This is a genomic window from Kribbella rubisoli (assembly GCF_004217145.1).
Lineage (GTDB): Bacteria > Actinomycetota > Actinomycetes > Propionibacteriales > Kribbellaceae > Kribbella > Kribbella rubisoli.
In genome coordinates this window covers 543,686-563,728 of sequence record NZ_SHKR01000011.1, presented here as the reverse complement: position 1 = coordinate 563,728, position 20,043 = coordinate 543,686, and the positions used below count along the sequence as shown (strand labels likewise).

19 protein-coding genes are annotated in these 20,043 nt (G+C 66.9%); 11 read left to right on the top strand and 8 right to left on the bottom strand.

The window, feature by feature from the left end:
* Nucleotides 1-145: 145 nt before the first annotated feature.
* Nucleotides 146-2,200 (top strand): M4 family metallopeptidase, encoded by a 2,055-nt coding sequence (locus EV645_RS05405; RefSeq protein WP_130440338.1) that lies wholly within the window; start codon nucleotides 146-148, stop codon nucleotides 2,198-2,200.
* A gap of 72 nt (nucleotides 2,201-2,272) precedes the next feature.
* The gene (locus EV645_RS05400) at nucleotides 2,273-3,703 is read left to right on the top strand and encodes a M28 family metallopeptidase (protein ID WP_130440336.1); all 1,431 of its coding nucleotides are present in this window, start codon (nucleotides 2,273-2,275) and stop codon (nucleotides 3,701-3,703) included.
* Here EV645_RS05400 and EV645_RS05395 read toward each other — a convergent pair.
* Nucleotides 3,700-4,209: a hypothetical protein gene (locus tag EV645_RS05395; protein ID WP_242000223.1), complete on the bottom strand. Its 510-nt coding sequence runs from the start codon at nucleotides 4,207-4,209 to the stop codon at nucleotides 3,700-3,702. The genes EV645_RS05400 and EV645_RS05395 overlap by 4 nt on opposite strands.
* Before the next feature lie 59 nt (nucleotides 4,210-4,268).
* The gene (locus tag EV645_RS05390; RefSeq protein WP_130440334.1) at nucleotides 4,269-5,420 is read right to left on the bottom strand and encodes a phosphotransferase; all 1,152 of its coding nucleotides are present in this window, start codon (nucleotides 5,418-5,420) and stop codon (nucleotides 4,269-4,271) included.
* A gap of 53 nt (nucleotides 5,421-5,473) precedes the next feature.
* Between EV645_RS05390 and EV645_RS05385 the strand changes: the two genes are divergently transcribed.
* Nucleotides 5,474-5,923 (top strand): MarR family winged helix-turn-helix transcriptional regulator, encoded by a 450-nt coding sequence (locus EV645_RS05385; protein WP_130440332.1) that lies wholly within the window; start codon nucleotides 5,474-5,476, stop codon nucleotides 5,921-5,923.
* 53 nt (nucleotides 5,924-5,976) lie between these two features.
* Here EV645_RS05385 and EV645_RS05380 read toward each other — a convergent pair whose 3' ends face one another.
* The 3 genes from EV645_RS05380 to EV645_RS05370 are packed head-to-tail and all read right to left on the bottom strand — an operon-like array spanning nucleotide 5,977 to nucleotide 8,533.
* Nucleotides 5,977-6,828, bottom strand: a complete 852-nt coding sequence (locus tag EV645_RS05380; RefSeq protein ID WP_130440330.1) for a zinc ribbon domain-containing protein — start codon at nucleotides 6,826-6,828, stop codon at nucleotides 5,977-5,979.
* 24 nt (nucleotides 6,829-6,852) lie between these two features.
* Nucleotides 6,853-7,200, bottom strand: coding sequence for a hypothetical protein (locus tag EV645_RS05375; RefSeq protein WP_130440328.1), 348 nt, complete (start codon nucleotides 7,198-7,200; stop codon nucleotides 6,853-6,855).
* A 4-nt stretch (nucleotides 7,201-7,204) separates the two neighbouring features.
* Nucleotides 7,205-8,533, bottom strand: coding sequence for a hypothetical protein (locus EV645_RS05370; RefSeq protein ID WP_130440326.1), 1,329 nt, complete (start codon nucleotides 8,531-8,533; stop codon nucleotides 7,205-7,207).
* Nucleotides 8,534-9,052: 519 nt separating this feature from the next.
* Here EV645_RS05370 and EV645_RS05365 point away from each other — a divergent pair.
* The 3 genes from EV645_RS05365 (at nucleotide 9,053) to EV645_RS05355 (ending at nucleotide 10,932) form a co-directional block, all read left to right on the top strand.
* Nucleotides 9,053-9,241, top strand: a complete 189-nt coding sequence (locus EV645_RS05365) for a hypothetical protein (protein WP_130440324.1) — start codon at nucleotides 9,053-9,055, stop codon at nucleotides 9,239-9,241.
* 396 nt (nucleotides 9,242-9,637) lie between these two features.
* Nucleotides 9,638-10,561 (top strand): phosphotransferase family protein, encoded by a 924-nt coding sequence (locus EV645_RS05360; RefSeq protein WP_130440322.1) that lies wholly within the window; start codon nucleotides 9,638-9,640, stop codon nucleotides 10,559-10,561.
* 41 nt (nucleotides 10,562-10,602) lie between these two features.
* Entirely contained in the window at nucleotides 10,603-10,932 is a 330-nt protein-coding gene (locus tag EV645_RS05355; RefSeq protein WP_198681471.1) for a hypothetical protein, read from the top strand.
* Between the two features lie 20 nt (nucleotides 10,933-10,952).
* On the opposite strand, the gene trhA is transcribed toward EV645_RS05355, so the two are convergent.
* A complete protein-coding gene (trhA, locus tag EV645_RS05350; protein WP_130440320.1) occupies nucleotides 10,953-11,648 on the bottom strand; it encodes a PAQR family membrane homeostasis protein TrhA in 696 nt (231 codons plus the stop codon).
* 260 nt (nucleotides 11,649-11,908) lie between these two features.
* On the opposite strand from trhA, the gene EV645_RS05345 reads away from it, so the two are divergent.
* The 3 genes from EV645_RS05345 to EV645_RS05330 all read left to right on the top strand — a co-directional run bounded on the left by EV645_RS05345 (nucleotide 11,909) and on the right by EV645_RS05330 (nucleotide 16,326).
* Complete coding sequence (locus EV645_RS05345; protein WP_130440318.1) at nucleotides 11,909-12,688, top strand: isoprenyl transferase; 780 nt, start codon at nucleotides 11,909-11,911, stop codon at nucleotides 12,686-12,688.
* A 1,430-nt stretch (nucleotides 12,689-14,118) separates the two neighbouring features.
* Nucleotides 14,119-15,450: a PhoH family protein gene (locus tag EV645_RS05335; protein WP_130440316.1), complete on the top strand. Its 1,332-nt coding sequence runs from the start codon at nucleotides 14,119-14,121 to the stop codon at nucleotides 15,448-15,450.
* 171 nt (nucleotides 15,451-15,621) lie between these two features.
* Nucleotides 15,622-16,326, top strand: coding sequence for an aggregation-promoting factor C-terminal-like domain-containing protein (locus EV645_RS05330; protein ID WP_130440314.1), 705 nt, complete (start codon nucleotides 15,622-15,624; stop codon nucleotides 16,324-16,326).
* A 41-nt stretch (nucleotides 16,327-16,367) separates the two neighbouring features.
* Here the strand turns inward: EV645_RS05330 and EV645_RS05325 are convergent, their stop codons facing one another.
* On the bottom strand, nucleotides 16,368-17,228 hold the full coding sequence (locus EV645_RS05325; protein WP_130440312.1) for a hypothetical protein: 861 nt from the start codon (nucleotides 17,226-17,228) through the stop codon (nucleotides 16,368-16,370).
* A 275-nt stretch (nucleotides 17,229-17,503) separates the two neighbouring features.
* Here EV645_RS05325 and EV645_RS05320 point away from each other — a divergent pair, with 275 nt between their 5' ends.
* Entirely contained in the window at nucleotides 17,504-18,148 is a 645-nt protein-coding gene (locus tag EV645_RS05320) for a spermine/spermidine synthase domain-containing protein (RefSeq protein ID WP_198681470.1), read from the top strand.
* On the opposite strand, the gene EV645_RS05315 is transcribed toward EV645_RS05320, so the two are convergent.
* Complete coding sequence (locus tag EV645_RS05315; protein ID WP_130440310.1) at nucleotides 18,133-18,510, bottom strand: DUF3224 domain-containing protein; 378 nt, start codon at nucleotides 18,508-18,510, stop codon at nucleotides 18,133-18,135. The genes EV645_RS05320 and EV645_RS05315 overlap by 16 nt on opposite strands.
* Before the next feature lie 78 nt (nucleotides 18,511-18,588).
* Between EV645_RS05315 and EV645_RS05310 the strand changes: the two genes are divergently transcribed.
* Entirely contained in the window at nucleotides 18,589-19,992 is a 1,404-nt protein-coding gene (locus EV645_RS05310; protein WP_130440308.1) for a class II fumarate hydratase, read from the top strand.
* The last annotated feature ends 51 nt before the right edge of the window (nucleotides 19,993-20,043 follow it).

Sequence of the window (20,043 nt, the reverse complement as noted above, 5' to 3'; positions counted from 1 at the left end):
ATTCGACACACAGTGTCACAAATGAGGCAGTGGCACTGCTGGGTCAGCATCCGGCGCGTCCCCAACTGAATTCGGTCGCTGCGCCCAAACAGCGACCACACCGTGAGGAGATGTTGTCTTGAGACGACTGACATCAGCAGGGGCGGTGGCCATCGTCGCGGCAGCGGGTCTTGCCACGACGATCACCGCTTCGACCGCGGGTGCCGCCGACCGGGCGGTTCCGCTTCCGGCATCCGGGTTCAACCAGCCCGCTGCCGTCCAGGCCGAACAGGCGCTGACCGCGCAGACGGCCGCAGCTCTCGGTCTCGGCAGTGGCGAGCAGCTCAAGGTTCGCGACGTGGTGAAAGATGCCGACGGCACCGAGTATGTCCGCTACGACCGTACGTTCAACGGCCTGAAGGTCGTCGGCGGTGACCTGATCGTCAAGCGCAAGGGCGAGTCGATCGGTCAGGTCACCTACAACCGCGGCGCGAAGACCGTCGAGGTCGCCACCAAGCCGACTCTGTCCCAGTCGGCGGCGCTCGCCAAGGGCGCGCAAGCCGCGAAGTTCAAGGCCTCCGGCAACAAGGGCCAGCTGGTCGTCTTCGTGACGCCGGCCAAGCCCGTGCTCGCCTACGAGGTCGTCACCACCGGTGTGAAGCCCGACCAGACCCCGTCGGTGCTGCACTCGTTCATCGACGCCAAGACCGGGGCTGTTCTCGACCAGGACGACGAGGTCAAGACCGGTACCGGCAACTCGATGTACGCCGGCACGGTCACCATCGGTACGTCGGGATCCTCCGGCAGCTTCTCCATGACGGACCCGAGCCGCGGCGGCAACTACACCACCGACCTGAACGGCTCGACCTCCGGCAACGGCACCACGTTCACCGACCCCGACGACACCTGGGGGACCGGCGCCGCGTCGAACCGCCAGACCGCCGGTGTGGACGCGCACTATGGCGCCCAGCTGACCTGGGACTACTACAAGAACGTCCATGGCCGCAACGGCATCTTCAACAACGGCCAGGGCGCCCGCTCGCGTGTGCACTACGGCAGCTCGTACGTGAACGCGTTCTGGGACGGCACCCAGATGACGTACGGCGACGGGATCAGCAACACCCACCCGCTGACCGCGATCGACGTGGCCGGCCACGAGATGAGCCACGGTGTCACCGAGGCGACCGCCAACCTGAACTACTCCGGTGACGCGGGCGGCCTGAACGAGGCGACCAGCGACATCTTCGGCACGATGGTCGAGTGGTACGCGAACAACTCGAGCGACCCGGGTGACTACCTGATCGGCGAGAAGATCAACATCAACGGCGACGGTACGCCGCTGCGCTACATGGACAAGCCGTCGAAGGACGGTGCCAGCGTGGACTGCTGGTCGACCAGCACCGGCGGGCTCGACCCGCACTACTCGTCCGGCCCGCTGAACCACTGGTTCTACCTGGCCTCCGAGGGCACCGGCAGCAAGGTCATCAACGGTGTCTCCTACAACAGCACCGCCTGCAACGGCGCTACCTTCAGCGGTGTCGGCCGCGACGTCGCGTCGAAGGTCTGGTACCGCACGCTGAGCACCAAGCTCAGCTCGGGCAGCACCTACAAGGACGCTCGTGAAGGCGCGATCACGTCCGCCCAGGAGCTGTACGGCGCGGACTCCGCGGAGTGCAAGGGCATCGAGGCCGCGTTCAGCGGTATCGCGGTCCCGGCCGGCTCCGCTGCCTGCGGTGGTGGCACCACGCCGCCGCCCACCGGCGACAACCTGCTGCAGAACCCGGGCTTCGAGTCCGGCGCGGTGAACTGGACCGGCACCTCCGGCCCGGTCACCAACAACACCGGCCGCCCGGCACGCACCGGTAGCTGGAAGCTGTGGCTGCAGGGCAACGGCCGCGCCACCACCGAGAACGTCGGCCAGTCGGTCGCGATCCCGGCGTCGGCGACGACCGCGAGCCTGTCGTTCTGGATCCGGATCGACACCGCCGAGACCACCACCGCGACCGTGTACGACACGGTGAAGGTCCAGGTCGTCGACGGCTCGACCGCGACCACGCTGGCGACGTACTCGAACCTGAACAAGAACACGTCGTACGTGCAGAAGACGCTGAACCTCTCGGCGTACAAGGGCAAGACCGTCACGGTGAAGTTCGTCGGCCAGGAGGACTCCTCCGCGCAGACCAGCTTCGTCATCGACGACACCTCGCTGACCGCGAGCTGACCCGACGTCCGGGGCGCGGGCCCACCGCCCGGGTCCGTGCCCCGGATCCCTTTGGCCGAAGGAGATCGGTCCATGAACAAGCTCCTCGTCGCCGCGCTCGCCACCTCGCTGACAACCGGCGCACTGGCGGCCGGCGCGCTGATTGCCCACGGCAACGTCGCTACCGCGGCCGAGTCACCGGACATTTCGGTCACCAACACCAAGGCCCACCTCGACCAGCTGCAGTCGATTGCCACCAGCAACGGTGGCAACCGGTACACGGGCCGGCCGGGGTACAAGGCCTCGGCCGACTACGTGAAGGCCAAGCTGGACGCGGCCGGCTACACCACCACTCTGCAGTCGTTCAGCACCTCGGCGGGTACGTCGTACAACGTGATCGCGGAGTGGCCGCACGGCGACGCGAACCATGTCGTCATGACGGGCTCGCACCTGGACAGCGTCAGCGCCGGTCCGGGGATCAACGACAACGGCTCAGGCAGCGCCGGCGTACTAGAAACCGCCCTCGCTTACGCTGCCAGCGGCCAGACGCCCAGGAACCGTTTGAGGTTCGGGTTCTGGGGATCCGAGGAGCTCGGCCTGCTCGGATCGAAGTACTACGTGAACAACCTGCCCGCGGCCGAGCGGGACAAGATCGCGCTGTACCTGAACTTCGACATGATCGCCTCGCCGAACCCGGGGTACTTCGTCTACGACGACAACCCGGCCGGCAACGGCGCTCGCGACGACCTGGTCTCGTACTTCACCAGCAAGAGCGTGCAGACCGAGTTCATCGACGTACAGGGCCGCTCCGATCATGCGGCGTTCCGTTCGTTGGGAATCCCAACGGCTGGGACGTTCTCCGGCGCCGAGGAGACCAAGACGTCCGCCCAGGCGGCGAAGTGGGGAGGTACTGCGGGGCAGGCGTTCGACCCGTGCTACCACCGGTCCTGCGACACGATCAGCAACCTGGACCTGACCTCGCTGGACCGCCAGATCGATGCCATCGGCTACATGATCTGGACGTACGCGCAGAAGGACTACACCGGCGGCCCGCCGCCGACCGGTGACAACCTCCTGCAGAACCCAGGCTTCGAGTCCGGTACGGCGAACTGGACGGGGACGACCGGCGTGATCACCAGCAACACCGGTCGACCGGCCCGCACCGGGACCTGGAAGGCATGGCTGCAGGGGAACGGCCGCAGCAGCACCGAGAACATCGGCCAAGCGGTGGCGATCCCGGCCTCGGCGACGGCGTCCGCGTTGTCGCTGTGGATCCGGATCGACTCCGCCGAGACCACCTCGTCGACGGTGTACGACACGGTCAAGGTGCAGGTCGTCAACGGCTCCACGACGACCACGCTCGCGACGTACTCGAATCTGAACAAGAGTACGTCGTACGTGCAGAAGACGCTCGATCTCTCGCCGTACAAGGGAAAGACGGTCACGGTGAAGTTCGTCGGCCAGGAGGATTCGTCCTTGCAGACGAGCTTCGTGATCGACGATCTCGCGGTGACCGCGAGCTAAATCTTCGTGCAGAGCTTGCCTGGTGGGATGGCGGCTTCGGTGAGCAGTTTGTTCACCGGGGCCGCCAGCGGCTTGACCTTCGGGTCCTCGATCCGGGCAGTCTTCCCGTTCGCCGTGACCGCAAGGATCATGTCGTCCGGGTGCTTCGTGGTCGGCTTGGTCGCGACCAGGCTGGCCCAGTCAACCTGCTGAGCGGCCGCGGTGATGGTCGCCAGCAAGCTCGGATCCAGCTTGCACCGGATCGTTTCCTTGCCGCGACCGCTCACCGTCGCGACGCCGTCAGGGCTGATCAGCACCTGGTCGTCGAAACCCGCGAAGCCGCCGGTGCGGCTGACCGTCAGTGGCAGGCCGGCGCCGACCGGTGTGGACTGCGTGACCGACGGCATCGTGGGTGACGGTGTGTTGCTGGTTGTGGGCGTGCCGCCCGCGCCGGACTCGCTGCCGCATCCGCTCAGCACGAGTCCTGCCAGGGCGGCCAATGCTGTGTATCTGCTCAGGTTCGTCACGCACTATGGATACACGGAGGCGGGGTGTTCGTTGCAGCTGTGACAGGACTGAAATGTTCTCAGATCACCGGTGTGACCAGGTCGACCATTGCGCGGGTCAGCTGGACGCGCTGCTCGAACAGCTCTTTCGACGCGTCGGCATTGCCGAGTAGCTCCAGTGGCAGCGCGGTGAACGCTGCGCGGACCAGGAGCGAGCCCAGGTACCCGTACAGCACCTCGTCCTCGGACACCTGCATTCCCTCGGCTTTGAGCCCGTCCTGGAACGACTTGAGGATGACCTTGTGCACCACGGGCAACGCCTCCGGTGCCAGTTCGCCGGCGTGAGCCAGTCCGATCAGCAGCTGCCCCAGGTCGAACCCGACGGCCTGCGGGCAGTCGAAGCCCCAGTCAATCACCACGAACTCGTCCGGCTTGCCCTGCGGTACCAGGAGGTTCTGCGGGCTCGCGTCCCCGTGCTGGTAGCACTGCGGCAACGCCTCGAGTGCATCGAGTACTGCGGGGATGCGCTCGCCCAGCTCGAGCAGATCGTCCCGTAGGCCGTGCTCGCCGAGGTTGCAGACCGCTGCGCTCAGCAGTGGGTGCTTCCAGGTCTGGGGGTCTGCCAGCGCGGGCAGTGCGGCGCGGCTCACCCGACCCTCTGAGTAGAAGCGCAGTCCGATGCCCGGAGTCGTGACGTGCTCGCGGGGGAGGAACGGTTCGACCATGTGCGGCTGGCGACGCGCGGACAGGCGTCCGAGCAGGTACGCCGCACGCTCGAACCGGGCGATCGGCCAAGGACCGGGTTCCTGGGTGATGTTCTCCATCCAGAGCGTGGCGCGGTCGTCGTCGTACACGTCGATCCGGTACGTCGCCGGCAGTCGCATGCCCTCCGGGAGGAGGTCGGCGATATCGCTGCGGTGGACAGCGATCTCCAGCTGCCAGGGCAGGTTGTGGATGAACAGCGCGCGGAACTCCTCGGGCAGCATGTGGATCATCGGCCAGTGCCGGACCGACTGGAACTTCTTCACGAAGCACGACCACTTGACGCCTTTGGACATGCCGAAGACCCGGTTGAGCGACTCGGTGCTCGGCGTACCGATCGGGTAGTCGACCGGCTCGACCCGTACGTCGGCGGGCACGGCCTGTGGATCGCCGGTGATCGTCCGGACCAGGGCGGTGAATTCGTCGTCGGGCAGGGCATCTCGCCCGAGCGGTTCGAGTGCGGTGATCATGGTTCCCCCCAAGAAGTAAAGCCACCTTACTAACGGCATAGTAAAGTGGCTTTATGACTTCCGTCAACGACGTATCGGGCCGGGTGCAGGGGCCGTGGTCCGGACACATCGCCGGCCTGCTCGGAGCCGCCCTGAAGCGGATCCGGGAGGAGATCCTGGCCTCCTCCGAGGACCTCTACCCCGGACTGCGCGTCTCGCACTACCGCCTCCTCGAGATGATCCCGCCCGACGGCGCCCGCATCACCGACCTGGCCGAGGTCGCGGTGATGACCAAACAAGGCCTCGGCCAACACGTCGACTACCTCCAACGCCTCGGCTACGTAGAATCCGACCGCCTCCGCGCCGACCGCCGCGTCCGCCTGGTCCGCCGCACCCCCAAGGGCGACGAAGCAGCCGCCTACAGCCAAGCCGCCATCGAACGCGTCGAAGAAATCTGGTCCACCCGCCTAGGCCCCACCCGCTACGAAGCCCTACGGGAAACCCTTCGCGAACTAGGCAGCTAGCGCCTCGGTCACGCCACCAAAGGACACGCCTGCGGCATCGAGGATCGAGAGGATCAGCAAGGTAAGGCGGAGCTGTGGCCTTTGAGAGCCTTGCCGATGCGGAGTTTGGAGCCATCCTTCTCGAAGAACTTGGCGACGGTCCACCGCGTGCAGGTCTGCCCTTCCGGACCGTCCGCGGCATCCTGCGTGCTGACGAAGTCGACAGTTGCCATCAGCCGGCCGTCCTCGCCGATTCCGAGTTCACGCAACTGCACCTGAGCGTTGTTCGTGGTGCGATACCCCTTCTCGAACTCGGCCTGGGTCTGCCGCGCTCCGCGCGTAACCACCTTCCGGTACTCGGTGTAGTCCCTCTCGTTGATCGCGGTGAAGTAGCCGGTGAGCAGGGCAACGACCGTTCGCGCCGTCGCGTTGTTCGCGATCTCCGGTGCCGCGGAGACGATCGCGTTGCCTAGGCTCGGCGCCGTCGTCGGGAGGAGGGTCTCTTCCGTGTACGTCAGTGTCGGCTCCGGTGTGTACTGCGGCTCCTCCGTGTACGACGGCTCCTCGGAGTACGACGGCTCGTCGAGGCCCGGCGTCGATTCCTCGCCCGGCCCGCCTGTCACGATGTACCCGTCGCTGTTCAGCCGCACGCCGCTGATCGGAGCATCCGTGACGTCCGCGGACGACACACGGTTCCGCAGCAGGGCGCCGCCGCCGATGACCGCGCCGATCAGGATGGCCGCCAGGGCCACGCTGAGACCGACATACCAGCCGGCGCCATGGCCTACCGACTCCTCCGGCGCTTCGTCCGGCGTGTCGGCAGGTCGATCACCGCGTACGGCGTCGTCGTACCTGGTTCCGCAGTTCACGCAGAACGACTCGTCGCCTTCGCGGCTGGTGCCACATTCGGTGCAGAAGGTGGGCATCAGGTCATCCCCGACCACTGAGATTCATAGCAGCGCCGCGATCGCTTCGTGGACAGCGGTGACGGCTTCGGAGATCGCGGCGATCGCGCCGGCTCCGGATGCGACGGTCATCAGCCGGCCGAGGATCTTCGGTTTGTCGGGCTCGTCGGCCTCGAGCTCCCTCCGTGCGGACTCGGCCGCGGCGATGGTTTCGTCGGGGCGCGTCAGCTCGCCGGTGTGTGTGTGCACCAAGTCGAGCAGCATCTGCATCTGGGTCCTGGCAGCGCCCAGGGAATCGCCTGTCGAAATGTTCGTCGCCCGGGCGTGCTTGCCGGCCGCGACCGCTCCGGCGACGAAGTTCCCGCCGACGCTGATGCCGTTGTTCTTCTCCATCGGCTCATCGCCTTCTTCTGGCCTTGGCGGCCCTCGTTGTCGCCCGCGCTCCGGCACCTACCGCGACGCTTCCCGCCACGAGGTTGCCGGCGACGTAAAGACCGTTGTTCTCGATCGTCTGCTTTCTCTCGTCGAACTCCGACGTGTCAATCCCCCGCGCTTCGAGGAAATCAACGATGGCGTCGAGGAGGCGCTTCTCGAGAACCTTGACGTAGTGCGATGTGTCGAGCTTCTGGAAATAACGCTGGAACTGCGGATCACTGACGGTCTCGCGCGGACTGACCGGTGCGCCGTAATTGAAGTGCAAGGCCCCGAGAATCTCCCGGCGTTGCCGCGCCGTCCGGAGTTCCGCGGCGAGCGGGCGGGTGATTGCCTTGGCCAACGCCATGGGCGCCCGGACGAGGTAGATCAAAAGCATGGCGGCCGACTTCCCAGCGAGCACCACTGCCTGCCGTGCAGTGGGCTGTGGTAGCAGCCGGTCCACCACCTGGAACTCGTCCCGAACCGGAGTCAGTAGCGAGTGGCTGACCTCGATGAAGACTTCCTTCGAGGTCACGACGAAGCGCAGGAACGTCGACAGCACCAGCTGACCCCGCCAGCCTTTGATCTGGAAGGACAGATAGGGCCGCGCACGATCCTCGGGCTCGACCATCAGGCTGCGGATGAGCGAGGGATCCACATGTGCTCTGGGCACCGACAGATCACCAGCAAGGAAGCGGCGGTCGCCGCGGATGTCCCGGCCGTCGACGTAGATCCGATCGGAGACTTCCACCGTGCCGACGGGGATCTCGCGCATCCTGGCCAGCACGAAGTCGTGGATGTCCGAGGTGGTGAAGGGTTCCGCCTTCCGATTCGCCGTGCCGCGGAGGGCCAGGGCGGCCGACCAGGCCTCGACCGTCCGGCCGTGGCCGACGAACGGTACATACGAGCTGTAGACGGAGACGTTGGATCGACCGAATTCCTCGATCTGCTCCAGACGTTTGCGTGCCTTGGAACTGGCTGGACGGGGCACCCTCGCAGGGTGGAAGTTGCCCGGCCGCAGGTCGTGCGCGAGTACGCCGTACGTCGCCACCAGAGTCTCGCCGAGCACCGCCGCCCAGGCGAGGGCGATGCTGACCAGGAACGCCGTCGAGTGCAGCGAGACCAGGAACCAGGCCATCGCGATCATCAGCACGACGAGAATCACGTCGCGCGTGAGTTGTCGCCTGCGGGCCGCCAGCGCGTGCAGGACCACCGGAACCAGGTCGACGTCCGGGGACGACGGCGCCGCCCGGTAGTCCTGTTCCAGCAGGTCGTCGATGACCTGGTCCGCGATCCGGCTGTCGAGATGCACGGCCGCGCACAGATAGCGGGTCGCGTCCGAAGCCCGCTGCTCGGATCTGGCCCTGATTCCATTTTCTGTCGGCAAGGTTCCATTTGCCGCCGGAAGTACTGCGATGCGCCTGCCGGTCGTTGGACTGTCGACCGGCATCACGTGGTCGACGAATCTGTCCCCGTTGGTCGCGACTCCGCCGAGCTTCTGCCCACACGTGCCGCAGTACACCGCTGCAAGCCGATTTTCCGCCCCACAGGAATAACACTGCATATGCCCCGCCCCCCGCGGAGCACACTACGATGAACAATTCGGTTGGTCCAGCCGGGATGCGGAAAAGAAATAGATAAACAGCTTTCCCATCAGAGCAATCGTTTTATTAGTTGCCGCCGACATCGATGTCATCCGCCGACCGGAGCGGGAAAGATTCTTTCGGCCGGGATTGTCTGCGGAGAAATCACTGGCGACGATCAGCGGGGCGGCTGTCGGGTTTGGTCAGCCGTCGAGGGCTTCTAGGCGTTGGTGGTTGGTGTCTCGGCGGTGTTGGGTTTGGGTGGCTCGGCGGGTGGTTCGGGTGCGTTCGCGTTGGAGGTGTCTGGTGTGGCGTTCGGCGTCGCGGAGTTGGTGGTTGGCGTGGTCGAGTTCTTCGGTGAGGCGCTCGATGGTGGATTTGAGGTCGGCTTCGAGGTGTTCGTGGGCGTCGAGTTCTGCTTCGGCCTGGAGGCGTAGGGCTTCGGCTTGGGTGTACTCGGCGTCGGCCTCTCTGGCGCGGGACTCGAGTTCTGTGCGGCGTCGCTTCACGGGGTCGTCGGCGGGAGGGCGGTGCTTGGGGGCGAGCCATGCCGCGAGCGTCGGTTTGCGGAGAGCTTTGAGTGCGGTGGCGGTGTGCGGGTCACCCGGCGGCGTTGGCCGCTTTCGCAAGGTCGTTGCGGGCAGCGGTGAACTGCTCGGGCGTGAGCCCGTACAGCTCGACGGTCGCCGCATCGAAGTCCATACATCCACGATGCGGCCACAGGTTGTGCCCCGCAATCGCACCCCAGCGGGTTGCGGGACGATTGCCTGCCCTTCCAGTCGCGCCGGAGAATTCCGGTGCATCAATGAGCTCTGCGTCCTAGAGTGCGCCGGGTGGATCTTTCGCAGCTCGGTACGCCGACCGGGCCGATGATCCGTGTCCACGGTGGGTTCGCCAACCGGATGTACCGGCTCGACACCGACCAGGGGTCGTTCGCGGTGAAGGAGCTGAACCTCGTCGACCGCCGCTGGGTGTATCGGATCGAGGACGTGTTCAGGTTCGAGCGGGCAGCCTTCGCCGCCGGCGTTCCGATGCCAGAGCCGATCTTGGCCGGCCGCGATGTGCTCGTGCACCGGTGGGTCGCCGGGGAGACTGTTCCCGAAGCGCCGGTGTCGGCGGCGTCCGCGTTCGAGATCGGTGAGATCCTCGCTCGCCTCCACGGGCTGGACGTCGAGTGGACCGACATGTCGACCGAGGATCCGATGCCACCGGACTGGCCCGAGCTCGCAGAGCGGGCGGTGGCGACCGGGCAGCCGTGGGCCGAGGAACTCGCCAGCCAGGTCGAGACGTTCCTCGCAATCGCGTACTTCGTCGACACCTGCGAGCGGCCGGGCCCCGTCGTACTGACCCACAAGGACATCCAGCCGTGGAACCTGCTCGCTCGAGATGGCCGGCCGGTACTGCTCGACTGGGAGCTCTCGGGGAGGCTCGATCTGGCCGGTGAGCTCGGCTCGACCGCGCTGAGCCTGTCGAAGGGGCCGGGCTTCGACGACATCCAGCCTGCTATCTTCCGTTCGGTTCTCGACGGCTATGTCGCAGGGGGTGGAGCCCTGCCGCCGTCGGGACCGAGTTGGTTCGTGTTCATGATCGGCGGTTGGCTGGGGCACACACGGTGGAACGTCCTCCGCTGCCTGGCCGGTGTCGAGGTGGGTACGGGCCCTGACCTCGCGCTGTCACACGAGTCCGTACGCAATGGCGTGCGCGGTCTCCCCGACATGTTCAGCCGTCTACCAGAGCTCGAGACGCTGCTCGTCTGACCGTCCGCCGAAGTACGTCTGCTCGTGTCAGAATGCCGAGCATGGGCGGATTGTCGTTGCGGTCAGAAGACTCGTTCCTGTCGATCGCAAGCCGCGGCTCGATCCTGTCGATCGGATCGGTGGGTTCGGTGCTCAGCGTCGGATCGGTCGGCTCCGCACTGTCGGTCGCGTCGGTCGGATCGACCCTCTCCGCCTTCTCGGCCGGCTCGGTGCTCTCCGTCGGTTCAGCACTCTCGGCCCGCTCCCGCTGGTCGTTACTCAGCAGCGACGGCGACCACGACGTACTGAAAGCACCTCCCCGCGGCACGTTTCACGCAGCCACTGGGGTCGCGCTCGTCGTCCTCCTAGCCGCCTTCAGCCACAAGCGCTAGAAGTCCCGCGTGGCCGGGGGTCAGCCGGCGTGGTACGTCGCGATGCTGACGGCGATGTAGTGGCAGATGAAGGCGGCCACGGTGAAGGCGTGGAAGATTTCGTGGAAGCCGAACCAGCGGGGGGAGGGGTTCGGGCGCTTGGTGCCGTAGACGACTGCGCCGATCGAGTACAGCCCGCCGCCGACCGCGATCAGGGTGACTACAGCGGCGCCGCCGGCGTGGTAGATGTCGCCCATCCAGAAGATGGCGACCCAGCCGAGCGCGAGGTAGATCGGCGTGTAGATCCAGCGCGGCGCGCTCAGCCAGAAGATGCGGAACAGGATTCCGGCGGTCGCGCCGCCCCAGACCAGGCCGAGCATCAGCACCCGGTCCTGGCCGTGCAGGAGGACCATGCCGAGCGGGGTGTAGGTGCCTGCGATCAGCAGGAAGATGTTGCTGTGGTCCAGACGGCGCAGAATCGCCTCGCCGGTCGGGCCCCAGTAGAAGCGGTGATACAGGGCGGAGATGCCGAACAGCAGCATCGCGCCGGCGGTATAGACCGCAGCGGCCAACCGGGCGTTGGCGTGCGGAGCCAGGCAGATCAGGACGATGCCGGCGGCTGTGGCGAAGGGGAACGTGCCGGCGTGCAGCCATCCGCGCAGCTTCGGTTTGAGCGGGCCGAGCCGGCCGGAGAGCCGGTGACCGAGTTCCTCGGGCTGGGCGCTGGTAGCGGTCATCGCCGTCCTTTCGAGGGGTGCCGGGCAGTTTATACCTACGCAACCGTAACCTACGGAACCGTAGGTTGCATGGGTCAGAAGGATGAAATGTAGGCGACGTCACCCGGTCGGCGCACCACCGGCCGCGTTTACGACGCACGAACTGCGAGGAAAGTTCGGCCTCGCCGGCAGCTTTCTGTGTGGCACTCCGAGGGCTCTCACCCATACCGAGATGTGGGCTAGCCTCGTGACCGAGAGTCTTTGAGGAGAGCAACCTGCCCATGCGGACACCTGGCAAGCAGAAGCTGCGCGACGCGGTCTACGGCCTGTACGAGCGCCGGCTGATGCGATCGCTGTCGCCGGACCGGATCCCGCGGCACATCGGCGTCATCATCGACGGCAACCGGCGCTGGGCCCGCCAGGTCGGCGACCCGGTGTCGCGCGGCCACGAGGCCGGGGCGAACAAGATCTCCGAGTTCCTCGAGTGGTGCGACGACGTCGGTGTGAAGGTCGTGACGGTGTGGATGCTGTCCACCGACAACCTGACCCGCCCGGCCGACGAGCTGGAGCCGTTGCTGCGGATCATCGAGCAGACCGTCGAGGAGCTGACCGCGATCGGCCGCTGGCGGATCCACCCGGTCGGCGCGCTCGACCTCCTGCCCGGCAGTACTGCGGAGGCCCTGAAGGCCGCCGAGACCGCGACCCACGACAACGAGGGCCTGTTCGTCAACGTCGCCGTCGGGTACGGCGGACGTCGCGAGCTCGCCGACGCGGTCCGCTCGCTGCTCCTCGAGGAGGCCGCCAAGGGCATGTCGATCGAGGAGCTGGCCGACCGCGTCGACGTCGAGCACATCGCCCGGCACCTGTACACGAAGGGCCAGCCGGACCCGGACCTGGTCATTCGTACGTCGGGTGAGCAGCGCCTCGGCGGATTCCTGCTCTGGCAGAGCGCGCTGAGCGAGTTCTACTTCTGCGAAGCGCTCTGGCCGGATTTCCGGCACGTCGACTTCCTTCGTGCGATCCGGAGCTACGCCCAACGAGAGCGTCGCTTCGGGACGTGACGCCGCGTCCGCAGCGTGCACACGTCGTACGGCGGCGCAGGTAGTAGGCGTACGTCGCCGTACCGAGAGCCGCTCCCCAGAGGACCCAGAGGATGCCTGGGGCATTGATCGCCCAGTTGTCGCCGTCGAGGGGGAGCTGGGTGTTCATCAGGCCCGCAGGAATGAGTACGACGGCAACGATCGAGGCCGGGATGATCGCCAGCAGCGGCGGGACCCGCTTGCCCGCCTTGAACCAGATCCAGCGCGGGTAGATCTCGCCCCAGCGGTGCACGAGGCCGTGGGTGAGGACGCCGCCGGCGAGCCCCATCACGGCCAGGCCGAGGCCCATCTCGAGCATGCCCGGCGTGTCGGCCATCATCTGGTGGAAACCATCGCTGATACCGACCGGCCAGCCGAGGTACCAGGCGACGCGGGTGAACTCGTACGGAAGGTTCGCCACCACCGCGACGCCGACGGCCCACTTCCCCCACCGCAGCGCGGCCGTGGGGCTCTGCCACGCCACCTCTGATGCTCCTCGACCGCACGACACGCAGACGTCCCGGCTCCGCCGGTGGTACGCGATGGCGGTCGCCGCCCACAGAACGCCGCCGATGAACAGGATGATCAGGTTCACCCGATGCCAGTACAGGATGTCGCCGACGCCACCCTGCGCGCCCGGTACGCCGGTGAACGCGAAGACCACGATCACCGGTGAGAGGGCAACGACCGCGATCAGTGTGTAGTCAGGGACCACCAGCGCGAGTCCGACCGCGAGTACGGCGGCAATCGTCTGCAGGACCGATCCGCGCGGGCGCATGCGGGTCATCACGACCGCAAGTACGGCGCCGAGGAGCCCGATCGTTGCCATCACCGGCGCGACCACGTGCACCGGCGTACCTTCCAGGATCGACGCGGTGGCGCGATCGTCCGATACACGCGCGAACGGGTAGCCCGCGCCGCCCAAGCTCCAGTACGCGCCGAGTACGCCGTACAGCAGGGACCATGCGGCGGTGGCGTACCCGGTCCAGGACGGCCAGTTCTTCTTCATGTACCGAGCGTGGCCGGGCGGACCGGCGTACCGGATCACCCGCCGGAGTGAGCGTGCTCCCTCGGCTGGTTGAACGTGTAACGCCCTGTTAACCCCGTGGCCTGGCGTGTCGGGCTGCGCCGTTTGCGGTGGGCTCCTACTCTGGCAGAGACGGTCGGAGGGGAAGCCGGCTGTCACGGGAGGCCCGATCAGTTTGAGAATCTCGTTCCAGCCGGTTGCCCCATGAGGGGCCGAACGGAGTCCCCGAGACCTCAGGTCTCGAACTCACTGATCGCCGTTGCCGCTCATGCGGCGGCGCGGACGGGGTCAACACCGGACCCCGAGGGCGGCACCCGACCCATCACCTAACCACTGGCGGGCCGGGGCGAGGGTGTACGTCACGGCCTAGAAGAGGACGTGCGACATGGCCATCCACGCCAAGGCGTCAAGTACCTCATCAACACCGGACCAGCGCACCTTCGTGCTGGACACCTCGGTGCTCCTCTCGGACCCGCACGCGATGCTGCGGTTCGACGAGCACGAGGTGGTCGTCCCGGTGGTCGTTGTCACCGAATTGGAGGCAAAACGGCATCACCCGGAACTCGGCTACTTCGCCCGCACCGCGCTGCGACTGCTCGACGAGCTCCGGATCCTGCACGGACGTCTGGACGCGCCCCTGCCAGTGGGGGAGAAGGGTGGAACTCTTCGGGTCGAGCTGAACCACACCGACCCGGAGACGCTGCCGGCCGGTTTCCGGCTCGGCGACAACGACAGCCGGATCCTGGCCGTGGCCTGCAACTTCATGGCCGAGGGCAAGGATGTCACGCTGGTCTCGAAGGACCTGCCGATGCGGGTCAAGGCGTCGGCGTGCGGCCTGCAGGCCGAGGAGTACCGCGCTGAGCTCACCCTGGAGTCCGGCTGGACCGGGATGGCCGAGCTCGAGGTCGAGACGCACGTCGTGGACGACCTGTACGAGAACGGCTCCGTGGAGCTGCCGCAGGCCGGCGAGTTCCCGACGCACACCGGTCTGGTGATGCTGTCAGACCGTGGCAGCGCGCTCGGCCGGGTGATGCCGGACAAGCGGATCCGGCTGGTCCGCGGTGATCGCGAAGCGTTCGGGATCCGCGGGCGGTCCGCCGAGCAGCGGGTCGCGCTCGACCTGCTGCTGGATCCCGATGTCGGGATCATCTCGCTCGGCGGCCGCGCCGGTACCGGTAAGTCCGCGCTGGCCCTGTGCGCCGGCCTGGAGTCGGTGATGGAGCGGCGGCAGCACAAGAAGGTCATCGTGTTCCGGCCGCTGTTCGCGGTCGGCGGGCAGGAGCTCGGGTACCTGCCGGGAACCGAGTCCGAGAAGATGGGGCCGTGGGCGCAGGCCGTCTACGACACGCTCGGCGCGCTGACCAGCGGTGACGTGATCGACGAGGTGATGGACCGCGGCATGCTCGAGGTGCTGCCGCTGACCCACATCCGCGGCCGGTCGCTGCACGACGCGTTCGTGATCGTGGACGAGGCCCAGTCGCTGGAGCGGAACGTGCTGCTCACGGTCCTGTCCCGGGTCGGCGCGAACTCGCGGGTCGTGCTGACCCACGACGTGGCCCAGCGGGACAACCTACGTGTCGGCCGGCACGACGGCGTGGTCGCGGTGGTCGAGCAGTTGAAGGGTCACCCGTTGTTCGCGCACGTCACCCTGACCCGCTCGGAGCGGTCGCCGATCGCGGCGCTCGTCACCGAGATGCTCGACGACCTGCAGTTGTAAGGAGCATCGAAGTTATTGGGTCATAACTTCTGTAAAGCGTAAGTAAGAACGGTGCGGTCGCCACGCGGCGGCCGCGCCGTTCGTCTGTGACCTGCTTGTGATCACGGACGGTTTACGCCAGAGTATGTTCTCGTTGCAGCCGACGGGGGTCGGGTTTTCTCGGAAGGACAGATGAAAGCGAAGCGCTCCGTCACGGCTCTCGCGGTTACAGGGATCGCCGTCGTCTCCGTTGTCGCGGGTATCGACCTCTTCAGCTCCCCCGGGAGTAGCAGCGCCTCGGAGAAGGTCTCAGGGCGAGCTGAGATGGCCGTTATCAACAGCGGGAAGGTCCTCTCCGGCCCGGCCACGTCGCCGACCGCGAAGCCGACCGACGCCGCCGACGCGGCCGCTGACGCGGTCCGGATGCGGAACCAGGTCGAGGCCGTCGCACAGCAGCAGATCGCGCTGCAGGACGCGGCCGATCAGAAGAACGCCGCCAAGAACGCCGCCCTGCGCCGGTACGAGGCGCTGCAGCAGGCCGACCGCTCGGTCCAGGAAGAACGGGCCAGCCGCGACGCCGAGCGGAAGAAGTACGAGGGCACGCCCAAGGAGGTCGCGATGAACCTCCTCCCCGACCACGGCTGGAGCCAGAGCCAGTTCAGCTGCCTGGAGAAGCTCTGGAACAAGGAGTCCCGCTGGCGCGTCGACGCCGACAACCCGACGTCGACGGCGTACGGCATCCCGCAGGCGCTGCCCGGCAACCGGATGGCGGCGTACGGCAAGGACTGGCGCACCAACCCGGTCGTCCAGATCAAGTGGGGCCTGGACTACATCGAAGCCACCTACGGCTCCCCGTGCTCCGCCTGGGGCCACTCGCAGGCCAAGGGCTGGTACTGACTTCTCCACTCCCCCAGTGCTTACGTCCGAAGGTCTGTGGCCTATAGCCCTCGGATCTTCGGACGTTGTGTTGTCGGCCGCCAACCGCAGGAGTGGAGGAGGCGGGTTACTTGGGCCATGTAGTGGTCGGGGGTGGCTCGAAGGCCGATGACGGGGATCCGCAGTACGCGATCGTTGCCGATCGTGAGTTCGTTCTGCCGACTGGCATCGGCCAGAGATTGTGCAGCCTCCAGATGGTGGACTCCCTCGATCTCCACGACGGCGCCGTACGGCGTCCAGGCGGAGTCGAGGTAATAGCCGCCATGGGGCCCCCTCCGCCGGGTTTGCCGATCAGGCTCAGGAAGGCCGTACGTCCGGCAGAGGCGGGCGAAGTCGAGTTCACCGATCGACTGCGCACCCTTGGCCAGGTCGCCGAGAACCAGACCGATCAGGTTCCGTCGGCGATGTCGCCGGACAGCGGCGAATGCCGTGGTCAAGGCCTCGGAGGTTGTGATTCGCTGCTGCACCGACATGGCGAGCACGAGGGCGGCCTGCCGGTCCGAGCGTGCCCACAGCGCAGCTCTGATCGCAGCGATCGGGGGACGGACGCGTGGCAGGCCGGCCTCGACCAGATCGCCCGGCTGGCGGCGGCGCGTCTCGTGGACCTGGACGTCGCGTGGCCGGCGTGGCCGGCAAGACTTCGGCGTCGACACGTGCAGTACGTCGTCGAACCCGCGCATCCCTGCCGCGCGCAAAGCCGTCGCCCCGTCGAGGGCGGCACCTGGTCCGACCTCGAAGATCGCCGACCACCAGGTAGCCGGCTCAGACAGCTCACCGGTGTGTATTGCGAGAGTCTGACGGTGGTACGCCGCCCAGCGCCGCGCCCTCAGCTCGGCCGCGATCTGCCAACGCGTGAGCCCCAACCCAGCAAGCTGGGAGCGCGATACGACGCCGGCCTGCTGGCTTCCCAGCTCTCTGGCCAGGTCTCGAAGTTGCCGGCGCCGTCGGCGCGCGCTGCAGTGCCCGCAGCGCGCTTCTCCTGTACATCCACTCCCTGTCATACCGACAACATGCCGCGACACCCCTCACCCCCGACTCCGCACTCCCTCACCTGTGGAGAACTCACCCATTGCGTCCGAAGATCTGCGGGCTACAGCCCGCAGATCTTCGGACGCAATGGGTGAGGGAGGATGTGTGCGTGGCGGAGATTGCGCGGGCCTGCAGCGAGCGGGGTGAGCTCGCACTGCGGCGTCGGGAGGATGGGGCGCTGGAGCTGCGGGTGAACGGCGTCTTCGTGATGGACGACCAGGAGACGTCCAGCGAGGAGCTGTTGGCTTCTGCTGCGCTCGAGGCGGTACGGCGGCCTGAGCGGGTGCTTGTCGGCGGACTGGGACTCGGGTACACGGTGCGTGCGCTGCTGGCCGACTCCCGTCTCGGGCAGGTGATCGTCGCGGAGATCGAGCCGGACCTGGTTGCGTGGATGCGCTCAGGCCTGGTCCCGTCGATTCTCGACGACCCGCGGGTCGGTGTGGTGGTCGGCGATGTGCGCGCTGTCGTCACGGATCTGCCCGACGCGTCCGTCGACGCGATTCTGCTGGACGTCGACAACGGTCCGGACTTCCTTGTTTACAACGAGAATTCAGCTATCTACACCTCCGACTTCCTTGCCACGTGCCGGGTGAAGTTGCGCGACGGCGGCGTCCTCACCGTCTGGTCGTCGTCTGCATCTGCTGCCTTGGAGTCAGCCGTCACGACGGTCTTCGGCAAATGCCAGGTCACGCCCGTCCCGGTCCGTCTGCAGGACCGGGACGAGACCTATTACGTTTATCAGGGCAGCTCGTAGTCCACTGTGACCCGAGCGCCCTGCTCGTCGTGCACATACTCGACCGTGCCGGTCAGCCCGGCCAGATCTCCCTCGGCCGCAACGATCCGGCCAGGAGACGAACTCTGATCGGCCGTTGCCCCGTGCAGCATGACGAACGACCCCTTCCGCCCGCCGAGCGTCCCGCTGAAGCGCTCCATCGCGGTGTACGCCGCCGGGCCGTCCGCCGTCCCCGCCATCAACAGCTCGGCCGAACTGGTGCCCTCCAGTTCGCCGCCGGTGAACGCCTTGCCGACCGTTGCCCGCCCGAGCTGGATCGAACCTGCCTCGTCGTACGCCGCCTGGTCCCACTGGGTGATCTCGAATGCCTGGGTGAACTTCATCCAGTCCCCTCCTGTGTCGTTGTCCACAGCTTGTCTATCAGGGCGTTCCGACAACGCTCAGCGACGTACTCTGCAGGTATGGGTGATGACGTGGAATTCAGGATCGAGCACGACACGATGGGCGAGGTCAAGGTGCCTCGGGACGCGTTGTGGCGGGCGCAGACGCAGCGTGCGGTGGAGAACTTCCCGATCTCCGGGCGGCCGCTCGCGCCGGCGCTCGTGCACGCACTGGCACAGATCAAGGCTTCGGCCGCGGTGGTGAACGCCTCGCTCGGCGTCATCGACGCGGGCCGGGCGGACGCGATCGTTGCCGCGGCGGACATGGTTGCCGCGGGGGAGTTCGACAACGAGTTCCCGATCGACGTCTTCCAGACCGGCTCGGGGACGTCGACGAACATGAACGCCAACGAGGTCCTCGCGACCCTCGCCACCCGCTCGCTCGGCGACGACGTACACCCGAACGATGACGTCAACGCGTCCCAGTCGAGCAACGACACCTTCCCGTCGGCGATCCACGTCGCCGCGACCGCGGGCGTCGTGCAGGAGCTGCTGCCGGCGCTCGAGCACCTCGCGGATTCCCTGTCTCGTAAGGGATCTGAGTTCGCCGACGTGGTGAAGTCCGGGCGGACGCACCTGATGGACGCGACGCCGGTGACGCTCGGCCAGGAGTTCAACGGGTATGCGCAGCAGATCCGCCGGGGCGCCGCGCGGGTGCGGGCGACGCTGCCCAGGGTCGCCGAGCTGCCTCTGGGCGGGACGGCGGTCGGGACTGGGATCAACACACCGCCCGGGTTCGCGGCTGCGGTGATCACCGAGCTGAACCGACGGACTGGTCTGGAGCTGACCGAGGCCGAGGACCATTTCGAGGCGCAGGGTGCCCGCGACGGACTCGTTGAGCTGTCGGGGCAACTGAAGACCGTCGCCGTGAGCCTGACGAAGATCTGCAACGACCTGCGCTGGATGGGATCCGGCCCGCGCGCCGGGCTCGGCGAGATCTCGCTGCCCGACCTGCAGCCGGGCTCGAGCATCATGCCGGGCAAGGTGAATCCGGTGATCTGCGAGGCGACGCTGATGGTCGCCGCGCAGGTGATCGGCAACGACACCGCGATCACGGTGGCCGGTGCCGGAGGCAACTTCGAGCTGAACGTGATGCTCCCGGTGATCGCGCGCAACCTGCTCGAGTCCATCACGCTGCTGGCGAACAGCTCGCGCCTGCTGGCGGATCGTTGCGTCGACGGCATCACTGCGAACGTCGATCACGCTCGCGCACTGGCCGAGTCTTCGCCGTCGATCGTGACACCGCTGAACCGCTACATCGGCTACGAGAACGCCGCTGCGGTGGCCAAGAGTGCTTTGAAACAAGGAAAAACGATCCGCGAGGTCGTGATCGAGAACGGTCACGTCGAGAAGGGAGACCTGACCGAGGAGCAGCTGGACGCGGCCCTCGACGTACTCTCCATGACCCGCCCGGCGGACTCGTGACCGATTTTTGGGAGCCGGGGACAACGATCGAGTGGGTGTACGAAGGGACCG